The organism is Methylosarcina fibrata AML-C10 (genome assembly GCF_000372865.1).
Classification (GTDB): domain Bacteria; phylum Pseudomonadota; class Gammaproteobacteria; order Methylococcales; family Methylomonadaceae; genus Methylosarcina; species Methylosarcina fibrata.
In genome coordinates this window covers 4,255,370-4,276,798 of record NZ_KB889965.1, presented here as the reverse complement: position 1 = coordinate 4,276,798, position 21,429 = coordinate 4,255,370, and the positions used below count along the sequence as shown (strand labels likewise).

Here is a 21,429-nt window from a genome sequence, read left to right as displayed (position 1 = left end):
CCCGAAGCGGATAAGGAGGATTTCGAAATCCGTAAGCATCGGGCCCACCAGCCGCCTCCTCATCCGTTCGAAATCGGAAAGCCGGAGATCGGCCCGATCGGTGTTTTCGAATCCTGCTTTAATCGAAGCGTCTTATTTTACGACTTCCGCTTTTTCGATCACGATATCGGTTTTGGGCACGTCCTGATGTCCGCCGCGGTTGCCGGTCGGCTGGTTCGCCATGGCGTCGACCACGTCCATGCCTTCCACGACTTCGCCGAAGACGGCATAGCCCCAGCCGCTGGGAGTCGGGCTGGTGTGGTTCAGGAAGGCATTGTCGCGGTAATTGATGAAAAATTGCGCGGTGGCCGAATTGGGATCGGGCGTGCGGGCCATTGCGATGCTGCCGCGTTTGTTGGTCAGTCCGTTATCGGCTTCGTTCTTGATCGGATCGTGCGTCGCCTTTTGCTTGAAGCCGGTATCGAAGCCGCCGCCTTGCGCCATGAAGTCCTTGATGACGCGGTGAAAAATGGTGCCGTTGTAGAATCCTTCATTCACGTATTGCAGGAAATTGGCCGTGGAAACAGGCGCTTTTTCGGCATTCAATTGAATGACGATGGCGCCGAGCGAAGTGGTTAGTTTGACCTTGGGAGAAGTGTCGGACATTTTATTTTCCTTTGCGAATGAAAGTGTTGTGGTTAAAAACAGCATCATGAACAGAATCGGTAAGCGCATGGTTTTCCTTGAGGTTGATGCAAACGGCAAATTTTAGGCGGTTTTATCTTGAAAGAGAAGAGCGTGCTTGGTAAATTGTAGCGTTCCGCCGACCAATCCTTTCCATCATCCGGCACCGATTTAACCACGCGAACGCTTTACTGACCATCATCATGTTGAAAATCCATAACACGCTTACGCGTCAGAAAGAATCCTTCACGCCCCGGGTCGCGGGCAAAGTCGGCATGTACGTTTGCGGAATGACGGTCTACGATTATTGCCATGTCGGCCACGCCCGGGTCATGGTGGTGTTCGACACGGTGGCGCGCCATTTCCGTTATTCCGGCTACGAACTCACCTACGTCCGGAACATCACCGACATCGACGATAAAATCATTCAGCGCGCCAACGAAAACGGAGAAGACTTCCGGCAATTGACCGCACGTTTCATCGACGCCATGCACGAAGACGAGCGGGCGCTGAACGTCCTGCCGCCGGACCTCGAGCCCAGGGCGACGCAGTCGATCGCCGAAATCGTTGCGATGATCGAAGCCTTGCTCGCCAAAGGTTATGCCTATGTCGGCGGCAACGGCGACGTCTACTATTCGGTGGCCAGGTTCACAAAGTACGGACGTCTTTCGGGAAAAAACATCGACGATCTGCAGGCGGGCGAACGCGTCGAGGTCGATCCGGCCAAGCGCAATGCGCTGGATTTCGTGCTGTGGAAAACAGCCAAACCCGGCGAGCCGTCCTGGGAGTCGCCCTGGGGGCCGGGACGTCCCGGCTGGCACATCGAATGCTCGGCGATGTCGACGGGCTGCCTCGGCAACCATTTCGACATTCACGGCGGCGGCATGGACCTCCAGTTTCCGCATCACGAAAACGAGATCGCTCAGTCCGAGGGCGCAACCGGCGAGCCGTTCGTCAATCTCTGGATGCACAACGGCTTCGTTCGGGTCAATGAGGAAAAGATGTCGAAATCGCTCGGCAACTTTTTCACCGTGCGCGAAGTGCTGAAGCGCTACCGGCCTGAGATCATCCGTTTTTTCATATTGTCCAGCCATTATCGCAGCCCGCTGAATTACTCGGACGAGCAATTGAACGACGCCAAGGCCGGGCTGGACCGGCTGTATACCGCCTTGCGCGGAGTCCATGCCGCGGCGGCTCCTGCCGCTTCCGGTTACGGAGCGCGCTTCAAGGAAGCGATGGACGACGATTTCAATACGCCGGTCGCGATCGCCGTTTTGTTCGACCTGGCCCGAGAGCTGAACAAAACCAAACAGAACGATCCGGCCAAGGCCGGCGAACTGGCGGCCGAGCTGAAATTACTCGGAGGCTTGCTGGGGATGTTGCAGGATGATCCCGAGGCTTGGTTGAAAGGCACAATCCAGGCTACTGCGAATATAACCGAGTCTTATACTGAAACGGTTGAAGCAACAGGATCAAGGACTGGCTCGAGCAGCGAATGGATCGAACAACAAATCCAGCTCCGCCTCGATGCCAAAAAAGCCAAGGACTGGGCGACCGCCGACAAAATCCGCGACGAACTGAAACAGCAGGGCATCCTTCTCGAAGACGCCCCGAACGGCACCACGAGCTGGCGGCGCGCCTGAGCGGAGGGTGCGGGTTTATGCCCTTCAGGGTACCGCGCACCTTTCTGTCTTTAATCAAGCATCCATACTTTCCAATCCGTTTTCATCAATGACCGAAATCAAAGACAAACCGCTGCAAATATTTTTGGACGAACTGGCCAGCAAGGCGCCGACGCCGGGCGGCGGCAGCGCGGCCGCGCTGATGGGCGCGCAATCGGCCGCTTTAACCAGCATGGTCTGCAACCTGACCGTCGGCAAGCCCAAATTCGCCGAAGTCGAAGCCGACATGCAAGCCCTGCTGGCAAAATCCGAAAGTCTGCGGGAACGGCTGACGGCGATGATCCAGGCCGACGTCGACGTCTTCGACCGCCTGATGGCCGCCTACGGCCTGCCCAAAGAAAAAGACGAACAGAAGGCGGCGCGCAGCGAAGCGATCCAGGCCGCACTAAAAGAAGCGACCGAAGTGCCTCTGGCGTGCGCCGGACTCTGCGCCGAAGCCGTCGCGCTCAGCCGGATCGCCGCCGAAAAAGGCAATCCGGGCGTGATCAGCGACGCCGGAGTCGCCGCGATGGCCGCGTATGCGGGCTTGAAAAGCGCGGCGCTCAACGTCTACATCAACGCGGGCAGCCTGAAGGACAGAAGCTTGGCCGAATCGAAACTGGCCGAACTGGAAGCCCTGCTGCAAGGCGCGGAGGGGGCCGTCGAAGAAATCTATGGCATTGTCAAAGCCAAGCTTTAACCCGGCCTTTTAAAAAAGCGTCGAGCCCGACGTTTTGAATCCGCGCACGGCGGTAGGCGAATGAATTCGCCCCTACCTGCGCATGAGGTACACGAATCCTTTCTGCAGGAGAGTGCGTCTCGCGGGAAGGCGGCAATCATAATAACGCTCCCCGGCCTAAACCCAGTAATCCAGAGCAATGCCGACAAAAATCGCCAGGCCGAACCAATTGTTGTTAAGGAAGGCCTTGAAGCAATCGTCCCTGTCCCGCCGGAAAATCAGTTTCTGCTGATAACAGGCCAATCCGGACGCCGCCAGCAGCCCCCCGTAATATGGGCCGCCCAGATGCTGCATTTGCCCCACAAGGACCAACAGGATCAGCATCACAATCTGCAGCAGGGCAATGATAAGGCGGTCGTGGCGGCCGAACAGAATCGCGGTGGATTTCACGCCGATTTTGAGATCGTCCTCCCGATCCACCATCGCATACATCGTGTCGTAGATCAGCGCCCACAACACCACGGCCAGATACAGCACCCAGGCCACGGCCGGAATGGCGCCGGTTTGCGCGGCGTAGGCCATCGGCACCGCCCAGCCGAAAGCGATGCCGAGATACGCCTGCGGCCAGTGCGTGAAGCGCTTCATGAACGGATAGCTGGCGGCCAGAAAGGCGCCGACGAACGACAGCAGAATCGTATACGCGTTCAGCAGCAAGACCAGTCCGAATGCGGTCAAACACAGGACGGCGAACAAGGCCAGGGCTTCCTTCGGAGCAACCCGCCCTGCGACCAGAGGCCGAAGCTGGGTGCGTTGGACATGGGGGTCGAACTCCCGGTCGGCGTAGTCGTTGATCACGCAACCGGCCGCTCGCATCAGGATCACGCCCAGGCAAAAAACGGTCAACACCAGCCCATCGGGCTTGCCCAGACCGGCCAGCCACAATGCCCACAAAGTCGGCCATAAGAGAATCAGCGTACCGATGGGCCGGTCAAAACGCGCCAACAGCCAATACTGCTTGGCTCGGTCGAAGAAGCGGTCTCTCGTCATTGTCGTTGTCACGAAAATTGCACCTATATTGAAATTGAAAAACAAAGACTCATCCGGCTCCCTGATCCCGTCCGCACCGAGCAAGCAGGAAAATGCGGCTCTTACCGTGATTCCCTTAGCACCTATCAGTTTTTCCAATCCGTCGTTCCGGCACGGACTGCCGGAACCCAGAGGTCAGGGATGACAAAGTTTCAGCACCTCCCTGTGGACTGGATACCGGCATTCCCTGCCGGTATGACGAACAAATTGAGCAAAATGATAGGTATTGAGCCGTGATTCCAGAGGTGAGTTCTTACCGGGAAATGCTATTATAGCTTTTTTGATTCAGCGAGCGTTCGCGCTCACGGGAGGTCGTCATGACGGTAACCATTTATCATAATCCGCGCTGCAGCAAGTCGCGGGAAACTTTGCAATTGCTCAAGGACCGCGGCATCGAGCCGGAAATCGTCGAATATCTGAAAACGCCGCCCAGCGCACAGGAACTGGAAGAGATTCTGCAAAAACTGGGCATGGAGCCGCGCGATCTGATGCGCAAAAAAGAAGCCGTTTACGAAGAAAGCGGTCTCGACAATCCTTCGCTCGACCGGAAATCGCTGATCAACAGCATGGTCAAGCATCCGATCCTGATCGAGCGGCCGATCGTTCTGGCCAACGGTAAAGCCGCCGTCGGCCGTCCTCCGGAAGCCGTGCTCCCGATTTTATAAAACCGGATCGCCGATCGAAACGCATCCATGACCAGGATTCTGATTCTCTATTATTCCCGCCACGGCACCACCGCCGAAATGGCCCATCATATCGCCCGCGGCGTGGAAGCTCAAGCCGGAGCCGAAGCCCTGCTCCGGACCGTTCCGGAGATTTCCCCGGTCTGCGAAAAGACGGCGCCTTCGATTCCGGATCAAGGCGCCGTCTACGCGACGCTGGACGATTTGAAGCTCTGCGACGGCCTGGCTTTGGGCAGCCCCACCCATTTCGGCAACATGGCGGCGCCGTTGAAATATTTCATCGACGGCACCACGGAACTGTGGTTCTCCGGCGCTCTGTCCGGCAAGCCCGCCGGCGTCTTCACCTCGACCGGCAGTATGCACGGCGGCCAGGAAAGCACTCTGCTCTCGATGATGCTGCCCTTGATGCATCACGGCATGGTCATCCTGGGCTTGCCCTATTCCGAACGTCATTTGCGGGAAACGACTTCGGGCGGCACCCCGTACGGTCCCAGCCGTCTGTCGTTGAACAACGACGCCATCAGCGAAGAAGAAAAAACCTTGTGCCGGGCCTTCGGCCTCAGGCTGGCGAAAACGGCCGAAGCCTTGAAAGCCGGACGTCGATAAGTTCATGACCATCAAACCCGTTTATTATCGTTGGGCCGCCCTGGCCGGTTTTTTCGGGCTGTTTGCCTTGCTGATGCTCTGGCATACAGTTCTTGCGCCATCGGCGCGGTTTCCGGTGGCGCTGGTCTTATTGATCGGAGTCACCCCGCTGCTCCTGCCGATGCGGGGCTTCCTGGCGGGAAATCGAAAAAGCTGCGCCTGGATGGCCTATCTCAGCCTGCCGTATTTTATCCATGGCGCGCAGGAAGCCTATGCCGATGCGGACGAGCGCCTTTATGCCGGCCTGGAGATCGTTTTCAGCCTGTTGCTCTTTTTCGGCTCTTCGCTGTACATTCGCTTCGCAGGAAAAACGCCGTGATTCCGATGGAACAACTGCCGCTGCATTTCGAGTTCCGGGCCAATCAAACCTTCAACGATTTCTTTCCAGGCGCCAACCTCGAGCTGATCGAGCATTTGCGGCGGTGCATCGCAGGCACCGGAGAGCCCTTTATTTATCTCTGGGGAAAAACCGGCGAAGGCAAAAGCCATCTATTGCAGGCCTGCTGCCACGAAGCGCAGCATTTGGAACTTGCATCGTTCTATCTCGATTTGACCCCGGCCGGAAGCTTCGATCCGCAAATGCTCGGCGGGCTGGAGCGCTACGACCTGGTCTGCTTCGACAATATCGAGTCGATTGCCGGCCGGCCGGCCTGGGAAATCGCCTTTTTTAATTTTTTCAACCGGCATCGCGATCTGAATCATAAACTGATCGTTTCCTCCGCGCTGGCGCCTTCTTCGCTCGGCATTGAGCTACCCGATTTGAAAACCCGCCTCAACTGGGGGCTCGGTTTAAAAATACAACCGCTCGACGACGACGATCGCATGGCCGCGTTGATCTTTAAAGCCCGGCAGAGGGGGCTGGAAATTTCTCCGCAAGCGGGACGGTTTTTATTGACCCATACCGAGCGAGACCTGGCTTCGCTCTGGAACGCGCTCGACAAACTCGATCTGGCCTCCCTGTCGGCCCGGCGCAAATTGACCGTGCCGTTTTTGAAACAAGTGCTCGGCATCGGCCATGGTTAAGAAAATACTGGTCGTCGGCGCCGGAGCCATCGGCGGTTTTTACGGCGCACTGCTGGCGAAAGCGGGTGCGGACGTCGCCGTCGTCTGCCGCTCCGATTACGATACCGTCAAACTGAACGGCTTCACGATTCACAGCCAAGATCTCGGAACCTGGCGATTTGCGCCTGCCGGAGTCTTCCGGCACGCGAGCGAGTTTCGGGAAGAAGCCGATTGCCTCCTGCTCTGCACCAAAGTGATCCCCAACCTGGACAGAGCGGCCTTGATCCGCGAGGCCGTGTCGCCGAAGACGGCGATCGTGCTGATTCAGAACGGCGTGGACATCGAACGGGAAATACAGGAGGCTTTTCCGGACAATGAACTCATCAGCGGCCTGGCTTTCATCTGCTGCAACCGGATTGGTCCCGGCAGACTGGCGCATCTGGCCTACGGGCGGCTTACGCTGGGTTCTGTAAACGGACCGGTCAGCACCAAAACCCGTGAGCTTAACGATTTGTTCGGCCGGGCCGGCATCGAATGCCTCGCGAGCGCGGACGTCGTCACCGAGCGCTGGAAAAAATGCGTCTGGAATGCGCCTTTCAACCCGCTGTCGGTCTTATCGGGAGGGCTGCCGACTTCGGCCATTCTGGCCTCCCAGGAACCCTTCGTACGGCATATCATGGAGGACGTCTGCCGCATTGCCGCAGCGCTTGGCCATCCCCTTCCCGAACGGATCGTCGACAACCACATCGACAGTACCCGGACCATGCCGGCTTACAAGACCAGCATGCTGATCGATTACGAACAGGGCCGCCCGCTGGAAACCGAAGCCATTCTGGGCAATGCGCTGCGCGCCGGGCGGCGGGCGGGCGTTGCGGCGCCGTATCTGGAATCGATCTATGCGCTGATGAAGCTCAGAGAACTGCAAAGAGCTCTCTCATAGCGCTTTCGCGTAAAAGACATAATCCGCCGTATAGGGAACGCGTTTCTCCGCGCCGGGATGATTGGCGTCGCAGCCAGAGTCGGGAGCCAGGCCGCCTTTCGTATGGACTCGATTGATGAAATCCACCTTCGCCAACACTCCCTGGCCTTTATGCGCGGCCGCTTCCAGCAGCAGCCAGGGAATCGCCGAAGCGGGCGTCATATCCAGTTTTTTCAGCACGCGTCCGGCGACTTGGCTGCCATCCTGGTATTCCCAGACGGGACCTGCGTAATGATTGCCGACAATACGGCTCCGGTCGTCGTACAGCCGGGCGTCGGGAGCCTTCAGGGTCCAGGCATAGCCGTCCTTAACTGTTGCGCACTGGTAAATCTGATCGCCTTCGGCATGAACCGTCAGCACCTCCTTTTGTCCGGCGGGGGGCTGTATCTGCTGGGGCGCCGCCGCTTCGGCAATAGCGGCACAGAAAAACAAGGCAAGAAAAAGTAAAGTTTTATCGTTCATGTTCGTTTCTCGTCGTCGAAAAACCTCCCTCTCCCGAGGCTGTCGTAAAAATCAATACAGAACCCTCTCCCCGAGAGAGGGCAGGGAGAGGGGCTATCAATGTCTTACTTTATTGATTCCCCTCACCTCAACCCTCTCCTGCGAGAAAAGGGAGATTTTACGACCCTCTCCACTGAGAGAGGACCGGGGTGAGGGTACTTATCCAGAGCTTTCTTAATTCCTGGTGAAACCACTTCCGAAGCCGGAAGGCGCCGTTCCGCGCTACTTCAATCGAATATCGCCGACTCCAGATTCCTGGCCTCGGAGAGCCCTTTGATGCTCGATTTGTCCTTGATGCCGCTAAAGTGCGCGCCGGCGAGATTCGCTCCGGTAAAATTCGCGTCTTCGAGTTTGGTGTCGGACAAATCGGCGCCGGTCAAATCGGCCCGGCTCAGATCGGCGCCCGACAGATCGGCTCCGGATAAAACCGTATTTTTCAGCAGACTTCCCGACAGATTGGCGTGGCGCAACAGCGCGCGGTTGAGATTGGCATCGCTCAAATCGGCTTCCGACAGATTGACGCTGTTCAGGCTGACCCGCATCAACCCCATCGGCTGATTTTTCATATCCGCGCCCCAAACGGCACGAGACAGGTCGGCATGGCTCAGGTTGGCCCGGTCCAGATTGGCGATGAACCGGCTTCCTCTAAGATTGGCATGGCTCAAATCGGCCCCCATCATGCTGACGCCGAAGATGCTGGTGTTGGCCAGATTGGCTCCGGAGAGATTGATCTTGGTCATCACTGTCAAATCCAGATTCAGTCCCGACAAGTCGCTCCGGCTCAGATTCGACCGGCGCAGGTCCGAACCCCATAAATCGGCGTTCCTGAAATCCAGGCCGGATAAATCGAGATCGGTCAGATCCTTGCGGCGCAAATCGGCGGGACGGTCTTTTTCCGCCTGGGCCAGACGCTGTTCGACTTGCGAGCGGTCGAGATCGGCCGCCAGCACCCAGCCGCTCACCAGCACCGCCCACAAGCCCAGCCAGCCCTTCCGGATTTTTCTCATGGCAAACTCCTTAAATAAAGTCTTCGATATTCGTTTGTCCCGCACTCTAACCTCAATTGAACGGTATTGCAACTTGAGGCGGACAAAACTCCAACGGTCTTCTCTTGAAGGAGCGAGGAGGACAATTTCGTCTAAATCGGTTTCCCTGGCGGCTCTTGCGTATCCTCCCTGCTGCCGTTTTTTCGAGAATTCCGGATCCGGCAACTCTCCGTTTTTCTTCCCGGACGCATTTCCTTTCCATCCGGCAAATGGCTTGATAATTGCTTAGTTATTGAAGGCTCGGGGTCTTGCTCCGAAACACACCGGTTTTTCGGCTATTTCCAAGTTTCCCGGACAACCCAATTTCAAAGTCCAACCGATTCGCCCGAGGTTCCCATAACGATGAAAATGAACTCGTTTTTCAATTATCTCGAAACCTTGCACAGAGACTATGCCGATGTGGCCGACGGCGCCGTGGCAAGTTATATTCCGGAACTTCTGAAAGCGGATCCGGCCTGGCTGGGCATCGCCGTCGTCACCGTGGACGGGCACGTCTATCAGGTCGGCGATTCGCAACAAGAATTTACCATTCAGTCGATTTCGAAAATCATCACTTACGGGATGGCGCTCGAGGATAACGGCACCGAAGACGTGTTGAAAAAAGTCGACGTAGAACCGTCCGGAGAAGCCTTCAACTCCATCAGTCTGGAACCTGGAACCGGGCGGCCCAGAAACCCGATGATCAATGCCGGCGCCATCGCCACCGTCTCTTTGCTGGCCGAGGCGACGCCCGCGGCCAGGCTCAAACGCATGCTGGACGTTTATAAGAGATACCTGGGGCACGAAGTCGCCATCGACGACAGCGTTTACCAGTCGGAAAAGGAAACCGGCCATCGCAACCGGGCGATCGGTTATATGCTGCGCAACTACGAAATCATCGAAAAAGAGACCGACGAGGTACTCGATCTTTATTTCAAGCAATGCTCCATTTTGGTAAATTGCCGGGATCTGGCCCTTATCGGTGCGACGCTGGCCAACAACGGCGTGAACCCCATCACCGGCGTTCGCGCGTTGAAAGGCCAGTTCGTCCCGCACGTGCTGGGCGTGATGGGATCCTGCGGCATGTACGATTACTCCGGAGCGTGGATCTACAATGTCGGCATGCCGGCCAAAAGCGGCGTCGGCGGCGGCGTGGTCGCCGTGCTGCCGGGCCAGTTGGGGATTGCGGTGTTTTCTCCCAGGCTCGACGACCGCGGCAACAGCTTCCGCGGAGTGGAAATATGCAAAAGAATCTCGAAGGATTTCGGACTGCACCTGTTCTATTCCAGTCAGACGACGATTTCGACCGTCCTCCACTCTCGCTACGATACCTCCACTGTCCGCTCGAAGCGCAACCGCAATCAGGAGCAAACCCGGTTGCTGAGTGAATTGGGCAAACAGGTCAAAGTCTTTAAACTGGCGGGCGACCTGATGTTTACGGGTTTTCGTAAAACCGTGTGGAATTTCTAAAAATTTCTTTTTTCGGGTTCGTGTGGAAAAATCACCCCGTAGTTTAAGATTTTATCCTCGATAATGCCAGAATAAGCGGGGCTTTTTTCCGTCACTTCTTCTGGAAGTTCGGTGTTTATTTTGCGGAACTCTGACCTAAAAGACTTCGGTTTTAGCTTGTGTTCGGCGTTGGTGAACAATGTTTTAGCCCTCAACACCTCAAAACTGTAACCCCGCCCATGACGGGCAATCGATTTGATAAAATTATTTGCGGATTCAGTGAAAGCATTGGTGATCCGGTAATCAAAGTAGTTGAATATCTCGTGATACCAATTCTCGATGGCTCGCTCCAAGTCAAAAAAGAAGCCCCGGATTTCCGGTTTCATGTTGATTTGCCAGTTTTTGTAGGCTAATTCTGCGCTTTTACGGTTGTGATTATGTTCCCAAATCTCATAAAACCGCTCTTTTTTGAAATACAAGTCGTGCAGTAAGGGATAATTCTCTGTCCAACCCGACAAGAGGAATTCCTCACTAGCGTTTAGATCGCGTTGCCTTCTGAGCATCAGGAATCGGTCTTTTTTGAGTTGCCGGACTTCTTCCTTGGTCATCTGTTCCCGTAAGGCTTTGCGTCCCCGTTCCACGGCGGAATTCGCCATTTTCAGGACGTGGAACTTATCAATGACAATAATGGCATGTGGCAAAACCGCATTGACCGCATCTTTGTAAGGTCGCCACATATCCATTGTGACGTATTTGATAGTTGTGGGTTTCTTAAAACGGTATAAAGCATGGATGACCGTCTGTTTCTTTCTGCTGCTGACGAGATCAATGATGGTACATTCACCAATATTGGTGAACACCAGGCGCATTTGACGGTTCAGGTGGACTTCATCTATGCCGAGTATTTCGGGTGTCTCAAATTGGAATTTTTGCTCCAAAGAAGTAATGTATTCGCCAACAATATTCCGCACCGTGCCTTCGGTCACGCCGATTTCTTCGGCAAGGCTGGTGAATGTCTTGTTTAGGCCATTACTCTCAATATAACTGACTAGCCTATTGGTTGCCCGGTGATGGTCGTTGATGTCATCGCAACGCTGGGAAAAGGTGATGCCGCAACCCCGGCATTTGTAGCGCTTCCTGTCTAACAGGATTCCCACGCGGCGACCGTGCATGGGTGTGTCCATGTAAAGGTGCGTCTTGCTGCCGTGGCCGTAAAGAGCTGCACTTAGACACTCACGGCAGAATTGCGGCTCGAAGGTTGGCACGGCATAGACATGGTAATCGTGGTCGTTTACTTCCTCGAAACGAGACACCATGATGGAACGGAGGTTCAGAAGCATTTTTGTGAATACTTAATAACGGAAAATTTATATAACCACTTTCAGTTATTTGTATAAACAGCAAAATCAGATACTAAGGCAGCAAAAAAAAAAACAAGAACAAGTGAACATGCCAGTGTAATTCCTATATTTTTTTGTTCTAGCTACCAACATCTGATAATCTGATTTAAACAGAAAAGCCTATTACTTAAAGAGCTAAGTAAATTTTTTGCATAGCGGATAAATCGATTTAATGCCGTCATCGAGATGATTGAGTTACCCAGACTTGCTGTCAAACTTCACCATCGGATGCATCTGTACCTTCAAGCTTTTGACGTAATGCCACAAGTACATTATGGGTAGATTCAATGTCTTTAAGCTTAAGTCCGTCTGATAGCTTATTTATCCAAGGTAGTTGTAGCTTCATGGCATCATCGTAGGCCAGTTCACCCTTGTCGGTCAGTGTTACAAGCTGCGCCCGTCGATGATGCGGGTTCGATGCCATAGTAACAAATCCTTCTTTTACCAAATCATTGACAATCCGTTGTACATTTTGACGGTTTACACCCATGTCGCGGGCAAGCCAAGATACTGGTTGTGGTCGATCTGCGGCAACAATCGTGCCTAGCACCTGCCAACGCGCACTGGTTAAGCCTAAGTTCTCAACCAACCTGTCCCCCGCTGTAAGCATAAGGCTTGTGACACGAAACAGATTTAGGATGAGACTGGTCAAAGCTTCCCCCTCTGGGGTTCGGTATGGTTGTAATTTATTAGACATATTTGGCTACATTTGTATCAATAGTTACATATTGACATTATAATGTCAATATGGTATCGTAAAGACGTGTTAAGTAACAATAGCAAAAGGAGAACAAAATGTCACTCATTCAACCGCTCGACCCCGATTTTCCGATTGAACGCCAGATTGGACTTGAGGTTTCACCTGTAGTCCTTATCAATATTTTTAAGCTTGATAAGGCTGATGAAGAGAGTTTTGTCAAAGCGTGGCAGGATGATGCCGATTTCATGAAACGGCAACCCGGGTTTATCTCAACCCAACTGCATCGCGCCATTGGCGATAGCCCAACGTACTTGAACTATGCGGTATGGGAGTCTGTTACTGATTTTAGGGCGGCATTCACCCATCCAGATTTTTTAGCCAAGCACAGTGCCTACCCATCTTCCGCTGTTTGTACACCGCACCTATTTCAAAAGGTTGGCGTACCTGGCATTTGTGTTGCGTAACCGGAACTGTGTTCCAAAAAGGAGGGGGTTGTCATGTTAAAAATTATCCATCCTATGGCCGGTGCAGTCGCAATTCTTACCATTTCGACCTTTTGGTTATCAACAGTATTGACTGAGTTATTTGCTTCTCAAGCAACCGTTACTGCCGTAAAAACAGCGATTCCTTGGGGGTTCTTCCTGTTGATTCCGGCTTTGATGGCGACAGGTGGCTCCGGTTTTGTTTTATCAAAAGGAAGGCAGAGCCAAGTTATTGGCGCAAAAATCAAGCGTATGCGTTTGATTGCCGCTAACGGTATTTTGGTTCTTATCCCTTCGGCCTTGTACCTTGCTTCTAAAGCGAACGCCAGCGAGTTTGATGCCGCCTTTTACACCATCCAGACCATTGAACTTGTTGCTGGGGCAATCAATATAACGATGCTAGGGTTCAATTTGCAGGATGGACTTAGAATGAAGGGACGAATCTAAAATTAGCTAAAAATCGTTTCACACCTACATATGTAATTTTAATAGTTGCTACGATTAAAAATCTCCACACAGTTTTACGATTTTTACACTGTAATCTAGTTGAATTTTTCAGGCAACTTCTACACACTTTTACGAATACCCATGTTTACATCGACCGAAATCGTCGTCAGCGAAGCCGAGAACGCGGCCGACCGCATTCAGTATCTGATTCTGGATTTTAAGCGGGTCACTTCCGTCAATGAAGGTGCGATCAATCTCCTGGTCGACTTTATCCAGTCCTTTTACGCAGGAGGATTGACGGTTTTATTGACCCATGCCTCGGCCAAGTATCTGCTGGTGAACATCATCAAAAAACGCATCGCGCAAATCGACGACATTCCCTTATTGAACCACGGAGACATCGACAGCGCCCTGGAATGGTGCGAGGATCGGTTACTGAACGGACGGGCTTCGGTCGAGCCCGATTTCTTTCCATTGTCGAGCCAGATCTACTGCGCCGGTTTCACGCCGGACGAACTGGCGGTCTTCGAGTCCATGCTCGAGCCTCGAACCTTCGCCCAGGGAGAATATATTTGCCGGGAGGGCGAACCGGCGGATTCGCTGTTTTTTATAACCCGAGGCGAAGTTCGGGTGACTTTGCCGCTGTCGCAGCGAAGGTCGGGAAGAATTTCCACGATATCCGCCGGCAGCGCTTTCGGGGAGATGGGCATGCTGGACGGGGGCGTGCGTTCGGCGGATATTCTGGCCGATTCGGACGTCGACTGCCTGGTTCTTCAGTATTCGAAACTGGAAAAAGACAGTACCGAACAGTTCCTGGGCATCCGGCTCAAACTGGTCACGAACATCGCCAAATTACTGAGCCAGAAGGTAAGGCAAGCCACGCTCGAAATCAAATCCTTGAAAAACTGAAAGATCTTCAAGGAGCGCTGCATCAAAAGCCGCCGTTCGCGGCCTATTCGGCGAAGAGGAATGCCAGGAACAATACTGAAAACAGAAAAGTTTCCACGGCTTCGTCCGGTTATTTGCTGTCCAAACGAATGACGGCAGGATTTTCGGGCAGCTCCGGTTTTTTCATCAACTCCAGGCAATAGGCCGAATGAAACCGCGCCGGGCCATCTTCCGGATAGTCCGATGAAATCGCCTCGAACAATGCCAGAGCTTCCGGAATTCGGCCGTCCGACAAAACGGTCATGGCTTCCTGATAGCGCCGGCTGAGAAGTTCCTGAGCCGGGCTTGCCTCGTCTTTAAGGGCCAGCACTTCAAAAACCGGTTGAGCTTCGGTTTTGCCGACGAATTGAAAATCGCCCAGATAGCGCAATAAAAGCTCGTCCACCCCCTCTACCGCGGCTTTGCCGGCGAGGATTTGCGTTCCCATCTTTTTGTTCAGCCCTTCGATCCTGGCAGAGGTATTGGCGCAATCGCCGACGATGCTGTAGACAAAATGCCCTCCTCCTCCGGAATGACCGACATAGACCATGCCGGCTTCCAGTCCGATGCGCAGTTGCTGGCTCAGCAAGGGATAACGCCGACTGAAGAGCGAAATCGCCTCAACCGCTTCCAGAGCCGCGACGGCCGCCCGGCGGCGGATGACCTCGAAATTTTTTTCCGCAGTCCAGGCGCACATGATGCCGTCGGCGCGAAATTCGACGACATCCACCCCGTTGCATCTGAGCGGACAGGAAAGGGATTCGAAATAGTCATTCAGAAAACCGGCCAGTTCTTTCGGCGGCAACTGTTCGGAAATCGTGGTAAATCCCGCCATGTCCGAGGCGAAGCAAACGCTGTAAGTAACCCGATTCAGGGCACTGGATTCGAGATTTTTTTCGGCAAAGTCCTTGGCCAGTTTTTCGGGCAGGTAAAAGCTGATGGCCTGAGTGGCGCGTTTCTTTTTTCGCCGCTCCGACAGATATTGCGTCAGAAGTCCCGAAAACAACGCCAGCGGTAATTGCAACAGCAAGGGCACCGCCAGCGGCAGCCAGATCTCATTTTCGGCAAAGGCCAGTTCGGCCAGATAAACATAGGCACCGGAAAGGATGAAGATCAACGGCACGGACACAATGGCGGGAAGAATCAAGGCCGTGCCGCCGACGATGCCGCCGAAGGCCGACTGCACCGCAATCGCCGTTACAGGGTCCGCCGGCACCAGGCTTCGCCCGGTCAGCAAATTGGCATAGGCGGTCGCGGCAATTTCCACGCCGCTTAAATCCACGCCGTCCGCGTTGGTGTAAACCGTATAAAACCGGTCCGGCTGGCTGGGATCGTAAAGATCCGAATAGCCGACGAAAACCACTTTCCCTTTCAAGTCGGGTAATGCTTTTCCTCCCGGGCCAGACTCTCCTTGGATTACCTTATGGTAAGGAACCGTCAGGATAGAGCCGGGAGGGCCATAAAAATTCAGGTAGCGATGGTCGCCGCCGGCATAAAGACCGATCAACGCCTCCAATAGCCGAGAATTGGCACCGTCGTCGAGTTTGCCGTTTTCCTTCTGCTTGAGCGCTTCTCGCAGCGTCATTTCAAGCTCGGGAGTCCGGGTAAAGAGTCGGCGCAGTTCCATCATGATGCTACGAATTTCCGGCGTACGGTCCGAGGCTTCAATCCTGCGGGGCAAGCCGGCCGCTTCCTTTACTCCGGCATCTTCCAGCAGCGCAATCAGCCCGGGATACTGTTCCCGGGCACGAATTTGCAGCCCCATGGCCGGCGTGGTCGGCGCATAATCGACTCCATTCTTGAAAGCCCAGAATTCATGCACGGCGACATCCACTTTGGGCAGGGGAAACGTGCCGGCGCCTTTAGCCGCGTCGGCCAGCATCGGCATCGGAGCCACCAACTGTTCGACCCAGAGCGCTCCTTTTACCTTTCCCTCCTTGTCGAAGAGCGGTTGCCGTTTGCCGATCAGTTTTTCGGTGAGAATAACCCGCCCCGCTGCCGCGATGGACTTGGCGAATAGCGCATCGTCCTTAGGCTGCTTGGGCGTCTGAAAATCAAAATCGAAAACAATGGCCGAAGCACCGGCGCGAACGAGTGCATCCACCAAACGGCCATGGCTGGAGCGAGGCCAATCCCGCGGCAGCCTGGAGAGCTCGAGATGTGCCCCGGTTTGATCGTCGATCGCGACCACGGCGACGTCCGGCGGCGGCGCTACCGGGCCTCGCATTCGAAACAGAAAACGGAGTCCCATATTTTGCTCCATTTGAATGCCCAACGGAGTCAAACCGAACAGTAATCCGATCAGCGCTATCCCGGACGCAGCCATGATGCCACTAAGCCAACGCCGCACGTTCTTTATGCTCCGATGCCGGTAAAACCGGCCCAACCCATGGTGCCCTGCCTGTCTATGGCTTGCAGCATCAACGATATCCTTGAGATTCTCTCTTGACCAACAACCGGGTAATGTTTTGCAAAGCGCTCTGTTCATACCGCGCATGAAAAAATTCGGTATGGAAGATGCGCTTCCTTGCCAGAAGAAATTTCAGAAAACTGTTATGCCTTCGGCAATATTCGGAGTCCGACACATCGCCTCGTTCCTTGCGAAGATTATCCGAGTCCATGAGAAAGACGTTCCAGTTTAAACCCATGCTGGATAAATCGATGTCGACAATGAAACACTCGTCATCATCGGCAGGAGCCGTCCGGTGAGAGGTAATCAGGATGAGGTCGGCGACTTTGTTGATGAATTCGCAGGAACAACAGTTCGAGGCCCGGCCGCGGAAAAATTCGGCGCTTTTCTGTTCGTTATCGGCTTCTCCGGGAACATAGACAAGATCATGGAACCACAAAGCCATTTCGACCGCATCGGGATAGGGTATCAAGTGAGAAACCAGATCAAACTGATACAGGCAATGTATCAAATGGCTTAAATTGTGATAGCTTCGGTCAGGCTGATCGTAGCGCATTACCAGCTCCTGATAGACGAGTGCGCCGTTGCAATCCGATTCCGGGACCAGGCAGCGGCGCCATAGACCCAGAAACCGTTCCTTTAACGAGTCCTCTAAAGTCGTGCAGTTTAACCGATAATTCATGGAGCAGCCTTATCTGATTATTTATCCACTTATACAAGCAATAAATGGACCTATCGCCTTGTGTCTCCATTTTCGGCGACATCAAAAGAATTAGAGGAATGATTGCACCAATCAGATGCAATTTTTCGTTTATTTATTTAATTATGGTGCAACGGGAAAGAAATCCTGTTTCTTCTCTAACAAATAACTCAAGGAGTACAAGGTTTCCTGAAGATCAAGAGATTGGCCTGATTTATGCTTTATTGTCATCATTTAAATGTAAATTACACAACGTTTTCTTTCCATATCCGTGACCCGATCCGAACCGCTGACGATATGCGGAGAGTCATCAGAAAAATTGAGTTACTTAAAAGGCAGATGTTCTTCGGAAGAACAATCTCGATAACTCGTGAGATAGAAATTTCTATAAAAGATTTGAATCCGGTGATTTGGTTATAAATTAAAAATAAAAAAGCTCTCCGCCTACGGCTATGAAATTTCTTTTCATTGTTTTTTGATAAGACCGGCAAGTTTTTTCGATCAACTCGCCGGTAAAAATTGAGAGCGGGGTTACCAATTTTAAATGGGGGCAACGGGTGGCAATATTTTTTTCGAAATGGCTTGTTTTACCTTGTTCCCTCATAGCCGCAAGCCAGATGGCAGCCGCCTCCCTGCCTCACTGCACTCCCGTTAAAGGCCAATTGACCTCCGTCGAAGGAACGGTGGAGATCGGCTATGGCGGCACGGATTGGCAGCCGGGAAAACTGGATTCCCCTCTCTGCGAGGACGACAGCGTCCGCGTCGGGGCGAACAGTCGGGCCGCCGTATCGCTTATCGGCGACGTCGTGCTTCGGCTCGATCAGAATACGACCGTGCGTCTGATCGATTTAACAGAAAAGAAAGAAGACCGTTCCGTTATCGAACTTCTGAAAGGCGCCCTGCAATCCTTGAGCCGGTCGCCGCGCAAACTCGCCATTAACACGCCCTACATCAACGGGATGATCGAAGGCACCGAATTCCTGACCCGCGTTGAGCCCGGCCGCGCCGACATCACCGTCTTCGAAGGCAAAGTCATCGCGCAAAATGACCAGGGCAGCCTTCCGCTGACTCACGGCCAATCGGCGGAAGCCGGGCCCGGACAGGCGCCGCAGCCCAGAATCGTGGTGCGTCCGCGCGATGCCGTGCAATGGGCGCTGTACTACCCTCCGGTCCTCGACCTGCATCCGGATGCAATTTACCGACGCGCCCGACTGGCGGCATTCCATCGAAGCCTATCAAGCCGGCGATTTACAGCGGGCCTTCGATCTGATTGCAAAGGTTCCCGATACGGTGACCGACCGCCGTTTTCTGTCCTACCGCGCCGCCCTGCTGCTGTCGGTGGGCCGGGTGGACAAAGCCCATGGCGACATCGGCCGCATCCTGCGGCAAAAACCCGACGACGACCATGCGCTCGCCTTGCAAACGATCATCGAGATCGTGCAAAACCGGGAGGGGGCGGCTCTGAAAATCGCCCAAAAAGCGGCGCAGGCTTCGCCCAATTCCCCTTCGGTGCTGATGGCGCTGTCTTACGCTCAGCAGGCCGTATTCGATCTGGAAGGCGCGAAGAAAACCGTCGAAAAAATTACGGCTCTCGACCCGCAGAATGCCCTGGCCTGGGCTCGCCTGTCCGAACTGCAGGCTTCCTTCGGTGAACTCGATGAAGCACTGAAAAGCGCCCGGAAAGGCTTCGAACTGAAACCCGGCCTGTCGCGTACGCTGACGGTCCTGGGTTTTTCCCAATTGATGCGGATCGATACCCGAAAGGCCACGGAGTCGTTCAAAAAGGCCATCGCCTCCGCGCCCTCCGATCCCCTGCCCCGACTCGGCCTGGGCCTGGCCAAAATACGGAAAGGCGATCTGCAAGAAGGACGCCGCGTGCTCGAGATCGCCGCAGGTCTGGATCCCAATAACGCCATCGTCCGCAGTTATCTCGGCAAGGCTTATTACGAAGAAAAGCGCAAGGATCTGTCCGACCGCGAATTCGAGACTGCCGAAGAGCTGGATCCGAACGATCCGACGCCGTATTTTTACGACGCCATCGAGAAGCAAACCACCAACCGCCCGGTCGAAGCCCTGCACTCGGTCCAAAAGGCCGCCGAACTGAACGACAACCGCGCGGTATACCGCTCGCGTTTGCTGCTCGATTCGGACGACGCCGCCCGCACCGCCAGCGTCGGCCGGATATACAGCGATCTGGGCTTTCAGGAACTGGCTCTCCGGTCGGGCTGGAAATCGTCCATTACCGATCCGACCAATTTTTCCGCTCACCGGCTGCTGGCGGATTCGTATTCGATTCTGCCTCGGCATGAAATTGCCAGAGTCAGCGAACTGCTTCAGTCGCAATTGCTGCAACCCTTGAACATGACGCCCATTCAGCCTCAGATGGCGTTCAGCAATCTGTTTCTGGTCAGTGCGGGCGGTCCCGGCTCAATGAGTTTTAACGAGTTCAATCCCATATTCAACCGAAACGGATTCACCTTTCAGGGAAGCGGCCTTGTCGCAGAAAATGAAACTTATGCCGGAGAAGGAGTGATTGCGGGTATTCAAGACCATTTCGCTTACAGCGTGGGCGGCTATCATTATCAGACCGACGGCTGGCGCAACAATTCGGATCAAGCGGATTACATCGGCGATGCCTTTTTTCAATACGATCTTTCTCCCAAAACGAGCATTCAAGCCGAATACCGCTACCGGCAAGTCAACTGGGGCGATCTGCAAAGCAAATTCTTCTCCGACGATTATTTTCAGGGACTTTCCAATGACGAGGAACGGAATATATTCCGGCTCGGCGGCCGGCATTCCTTTTCGCCGGATTCCATAGTACTCGCCTCCTATGTCTATCAGCACGCGGTTACCGGCACGAATGACAACCGGTTTCCTTTGCAGCCGATAGCCGGTTTTCCCCTGGACAGCACCTTTTTAATTCCTTCGGAAGAAGACGCTCATACGGTCGAATTGCAGCATCTGTTCCGGTCTCGATACGTCAATCTGACCAGCGGCGCCAGTTACGCCGGCATTAATGGCCAGATCGGCGCGTTTTTAACGGTCCCGCCACCGGTAGGCCCTCTTACCTTGCTAAACCTCAACCTCGATGAAGACCATGAGGTCTATACCGTATACAGCTATGCCTATCTGAAGCTGCTGAGCAATCTGACAGTCACTCTTGGCGGCAGCGGTTACTTTGTGCACGGTTCTCCGGACGTCATTGCCGATAACGGTGAAATCTATCAATTCAACCCGAAAGGAGGGATTACCTGGCAGCCCTTTTCCGGGACGACCGTGCGCGCCGCCTGGTTCAGAAACCTGAAAAGAACCCTGGTAACCAATCAGACTCTCGAACCGACGCAGGTCGCCGGATTCAACCAGTTTTTCGACGATCAGAATGCGACCGATTCATGGCGCTACGGAGCGGGCATCGACCAGAAATTCACCCAAGATCTCTTCGGCGGCGTGGAATTGTCTCATAGAGACGTCAATCTGTACGACATTACCGTGGATTCCGATGGCGTAGCGCCTCCGGCTACCACCGGCAGGACCAGTGACGAGGATCAGATCCGGACCTATCTGTTCTGGACGCCTCACGACTGGTTGGCGCTCAGAGCCGAATACAATTTCGACCGATTCGAATTCAACGAAACGGGGCACCCGCCGCAAGACCCGCTCAAGCTGAATACCCACAGTCTTCCCCTGGGCGTCAGTTTCTTTCATCCGTCGGGATTGAGTACGGCGGTGACGGCAACCTATTGGAACCAGTCGGGAAAATTTCAGAGAGCCTTGACCGGAGAACAACAGTCCGGCAGCGATGAGTTCTGGACGGTCGATGCCGCACTCAACTACCGACTTCCGAAGCGCTACGGCTTTCTTAGCGTCGGCGCAAGGAATTTATTAGACCGTAAGTTCAATTATTACGAAATCGACAAGAACAATGCCCATTTGATACCCGACCGCATGGCGTTTTTCAAAGTGACGCTGGCAGTTCCATAGTGAAGA

20 protein-coding genes and 1 pseudogene are annotated in these 21,429 nt (G+C 54.1%); 13 read left to right on the top strand and 8 right to left on the bottom strand.

Going from position 1 to position 21,429, the window contains the following annotated elements; translation table 11 throughout:
- Positions 1-132: 132 nt before the first annotated feature.
- On the bottom strand, positions 133-645 hold the full coding sequence (locus tag A3OW_RS0120060; protein WP_408605658.1) for a peptidylprolyl isomerase: 513 nt from the start codon (positions 643-645) through the stop codon (positions 133-135).
- Between the two features lie 221 nt (positions 646-866).
- Here A3OW_RS0120060 and cysS point away from each other — a divergent pair, with 221 nt between their 5' ends.
- Both cysS and fchA read left to right on the top strand, forming a co-directional pair.
- Positions 867-2,306, top strand: coding sequence for a cysteine--tRNA ligase (gene cysS / locus A3OW_RS0120055; protein WP_020565247.1), 1,440 nt, complete (start codon positions 867-869; stop codon positions 2,304-2,306).
- 88 nt (positions 2,307-2,394) lie between these two features.
- The gene (gene fchA / locus A3OW_RS0120050) at positions 2,395-3,024 is read left to right on the top strand and encodes a methenyltetrahydrofolate cyclohydrolase (RefSeq protein WP_020565246.1); all 630 of its coding nucleotides are present in this window, start codon (positions 2,395-2,397) and stop codon (positions 3,022-3,024) included.
- Between the two features lie 156 nt (positions 3,025-3,180).
- Here fchA and ubiA read toward each other — a convergent pair whose 3' ends face one another.
- The gene (gene ubiA, locus A3OW_RS0120045; RefSeq protein WP_026223757.1) at positions 3,181-4,050 is read right to left on the bottom strand and encodes a 4-hydroxybenzoate octaprenyltransferase; all 870 of its coding nucleotides are present in this window, start codon (positions 4,048-4,050) and stop codon (positions 3,181-3,183) included.
- A gap of 356 nt (positions 4,051-4,406) precedes the next feature.
- Between ubiA and arsC the strand changes: the two genes are divergently transcribed.
- From arsC to A3OW_RS0120015, 5 genes are read left to right on the top strand one after another with little or no spacing between them, the layout of a single operon-like run.
- Positions 4,407-4,754 carry an arsenate reductase (glutaredoxin) gene (gene arsC / locus A3OW_RS0120035; protein ID WP_020565243.1) on the top strand — a complete coding sequence of 116 codons (348 nt, stop codon included), beginning with the start codon at positions 4,407-4,409 and terminating at the stop codon, positions 4,752-4,754.
- A gap of 27 nt (positions 4,755-4,781) precedes the next feature.
- On the top strand, positions 4,782-5,378 hold the full coding sequence (gene wrbA, locus A3OW_RS0120030) for an NAD(P)H:quinone oxidoreductase (RefSeq protein WP_020565242.1): 597 nt from the start codon (positions 4,782-4,784) through the stop codon (positions 5,376-5,378).
- Positions 5,379-5,382: 4 nt separating this feature from the next.
- Positions 5,383-5,736 (top strand): DUF2069 domain-containing protein, encoded by a 354-nt coding sequence (locus A3OW_RS0120025; protein WP_020565241.1) that lies wholly within the window; start codon positions 5,383-5,385, stop codon positions 5,734-5,736.
- Between the two features lie 5 nt (positions 5,737-5,741).
- The gene (gene hda, locus A3OW_RS0120020; protein WP_033412899.1) at positions 5,742-6,440 is read left to right on the top strand and encodes a DnaA regulatory inactivator Hda; all 699 of its coding nucleotides are present in this window, start codon (positions 5,742-5,744) and stop codon (positions 6,438-6,440) included.
- Entirely contained in the window at positions 6,433-7,359 is a 927-nt protein-coding gene (locus A3OW_RS0120015) for a ketopantoate reductase family protein (protein ID WP_020565239.1), read from the top strand. Before hda ends, A3OW_RS0120015 begins: the two co-directional genes overlap by 8 nt.
- Here the strand turns inward: A3OW_RS0120015 and A3OW_RS0120010 are convergent.
- Complete coding sequence (locus tag A3OW_RS0120010) at positions 7,354-7,860, bottom strand: DUF3455 domain-containing protein (protein WP_020565238.1); 507 nt, start codon at positions 7,858-7,860, stop codon at positions 7,354-7,356. The genes A3OW_RS0120015 and A3OW_RS0120010 overlap by 6 nt on opposite strands.
- Before the next feature lie 266 nt (positions 7,861-8,126).
- Positions 8,127-8,906 (bottom strand): pentapeptide repeat-containing protein, encoded by a 780-nt coding sequence (locus A3OW_RS0120005; RefSeq protein ID WP_020565237.1) that lies wholly within the window; start codon positions 8,904-8,906, stop codon positions 8,127-8,129.
- Positions 8,907-9,287: 381 nt separating this feature from the next.
- Between A3OW_RS0120005 and glsA the strand changes: the two genes are divergently transcribed.
- Entirely contained in the window at positions 9,288-10,394 is a 1,107-nt protein-coding gene (gene glsA, locus A3OW_RS0120000; protein ID WP_020565236.1) for a glutaminase A, read from the top strand.
- On the opposite strand, the gene A3OW_RS25540 is transcribed toward glsA, so the two are convergent.
- Both A3OW_RS25540 and A3OW_RS0119990 read right to left on the bottom strand, forming a co-directional pair.
- A complete protein-coding gene (locus A3OW_RS25540) occupies positions 10,391-11,713 on the bottom strand; it encodes an ISL3 family transposase (RefSeq protein ID WP_020565235.1) in 1,323 nt (440 codons plus the stop codon). The two genes, glsA and A3OW_RS25540, sit on opposite strands and share 4 nt — an antisense overlap.
- A 271-nt stretch (positions 11,714-11,984) precedes the next feature.
- Positions 11,985-12,470: a MarR family winged helix-turn-helix transcriptional regulator gene (locus A3OW_RS0119990; RefSeq protein WP_026223756.1), complete on the bottom strand. Its 486-nt coding sequence runs from the start codon at positions 12,468-12,470 to the stop codon at positions 11,985-11,987.
- Between the two features lie 98 nt (positions 12,471-12,568).
- Between A3OW_RS0119990 and A3OW_RS0119985 the strand changes: the two genes are divergently transcribed.
- The 3 genes from A3OW_RS0119985 (at position 12,569) to A3OW_RS0119975 (ending at position 14,311) form a co-directional block, all read left to right on the top strand.
- Positions 12,569-12,937, top strand: coding sequence for an antibiotic biosynthesis monooxygenase family protein (locus A3OW_RS0119985; protein WP_020565233.1), 369 nt, complete (start codon positions 12,569-12,571; stop codon positions 12,935-12,937).
- Between the two features lie 33 nt (positions 12,938-12,970).
- Positions 12,971-13,402: a hypothetical protein gene (locus A3OW_RS0119980; protein ID WP_020565232.1), complete on the top strand. Its 432-nt coding sequence runs from the start codon at positions 12,971-12,973 to the stop codon at positions 13,400-13,402.
- Between the two features lie 141 nt (positions 13,403-13,543).
- A complete protein-coding gene (locus A3OW_RS0119975; RefSeq protein WP_020565231.1) occupies positions 13,544-14,311 on the top strand; it encodes a cyclic nucleotide-binding domain-containing protein in 768 nt (255 codons plus the stop codon).
- A 109-nt stretch (positions 14,312-14,420) separates the two neighbouring features.
- Here A3OW_RS0119975 and A3OW_RS0119970 read toward each other — a convergent pair whose 3' ends face one another.
- Together A3OW_RS0119970 and A3OW_RS0119965 are read right to left on the bottom strand one after the other, a co-directional pair.
- A complete protein-coding gene (locus A3OW_RS0119970) occupies positions 14,421-16,679 on the bottom strand; it encodes a CHASE2 domain-containing protein (RefSeq protein WP_198291344.1) in 2,259 nt (752 codons plus the stop codon).
- A gap of 70 nt (positions 16,680-16,749) precedes the next feature.
- Positions 16,750-17,421, bottom strand: coding sequence for an HD domain-containing protein (locus tag A3OW_RS0119965; protein ID WP_020565229.1), 672 nt, complete (start codon positions 17,419-17,421; stop codon positions 16,750-16,752).
- Positions 17,422-18,056: 635 nt separating this feature from the next.
- Between A3OW_RS0119965 and A3OW_RS29170 the strand changes: the two are divergent.
- Together A3OW_RS29170 and A3OW_RS28025 are read left to right on the top strand one after the other, a co-directional pair.
- A pseudogene (locus tag A3OW_RS29170) lies at positions 18,057-18,413 on the top strand (FecR domain-containing protein); the annotation flags it as partial.
- A 214-nt stretch (positions 18,414-18,627) separates the two neighbouring features.
- Positions 18,628-21,423 carry a tetratricopeptide repeat protein gene (locus A3OW_RS28025; protein ID WP_020565226.1) on the top strand — a complete coding sequence of 932 codons (2,796 nt, stop codon included), beginning with the start codon at positions 18,628-18,630 and terminating at the stop codon, positions 21,421-21,423.
- The last annotated feature ends 6 nt before the right edge of the window (positions 21,424-21,429 follow it).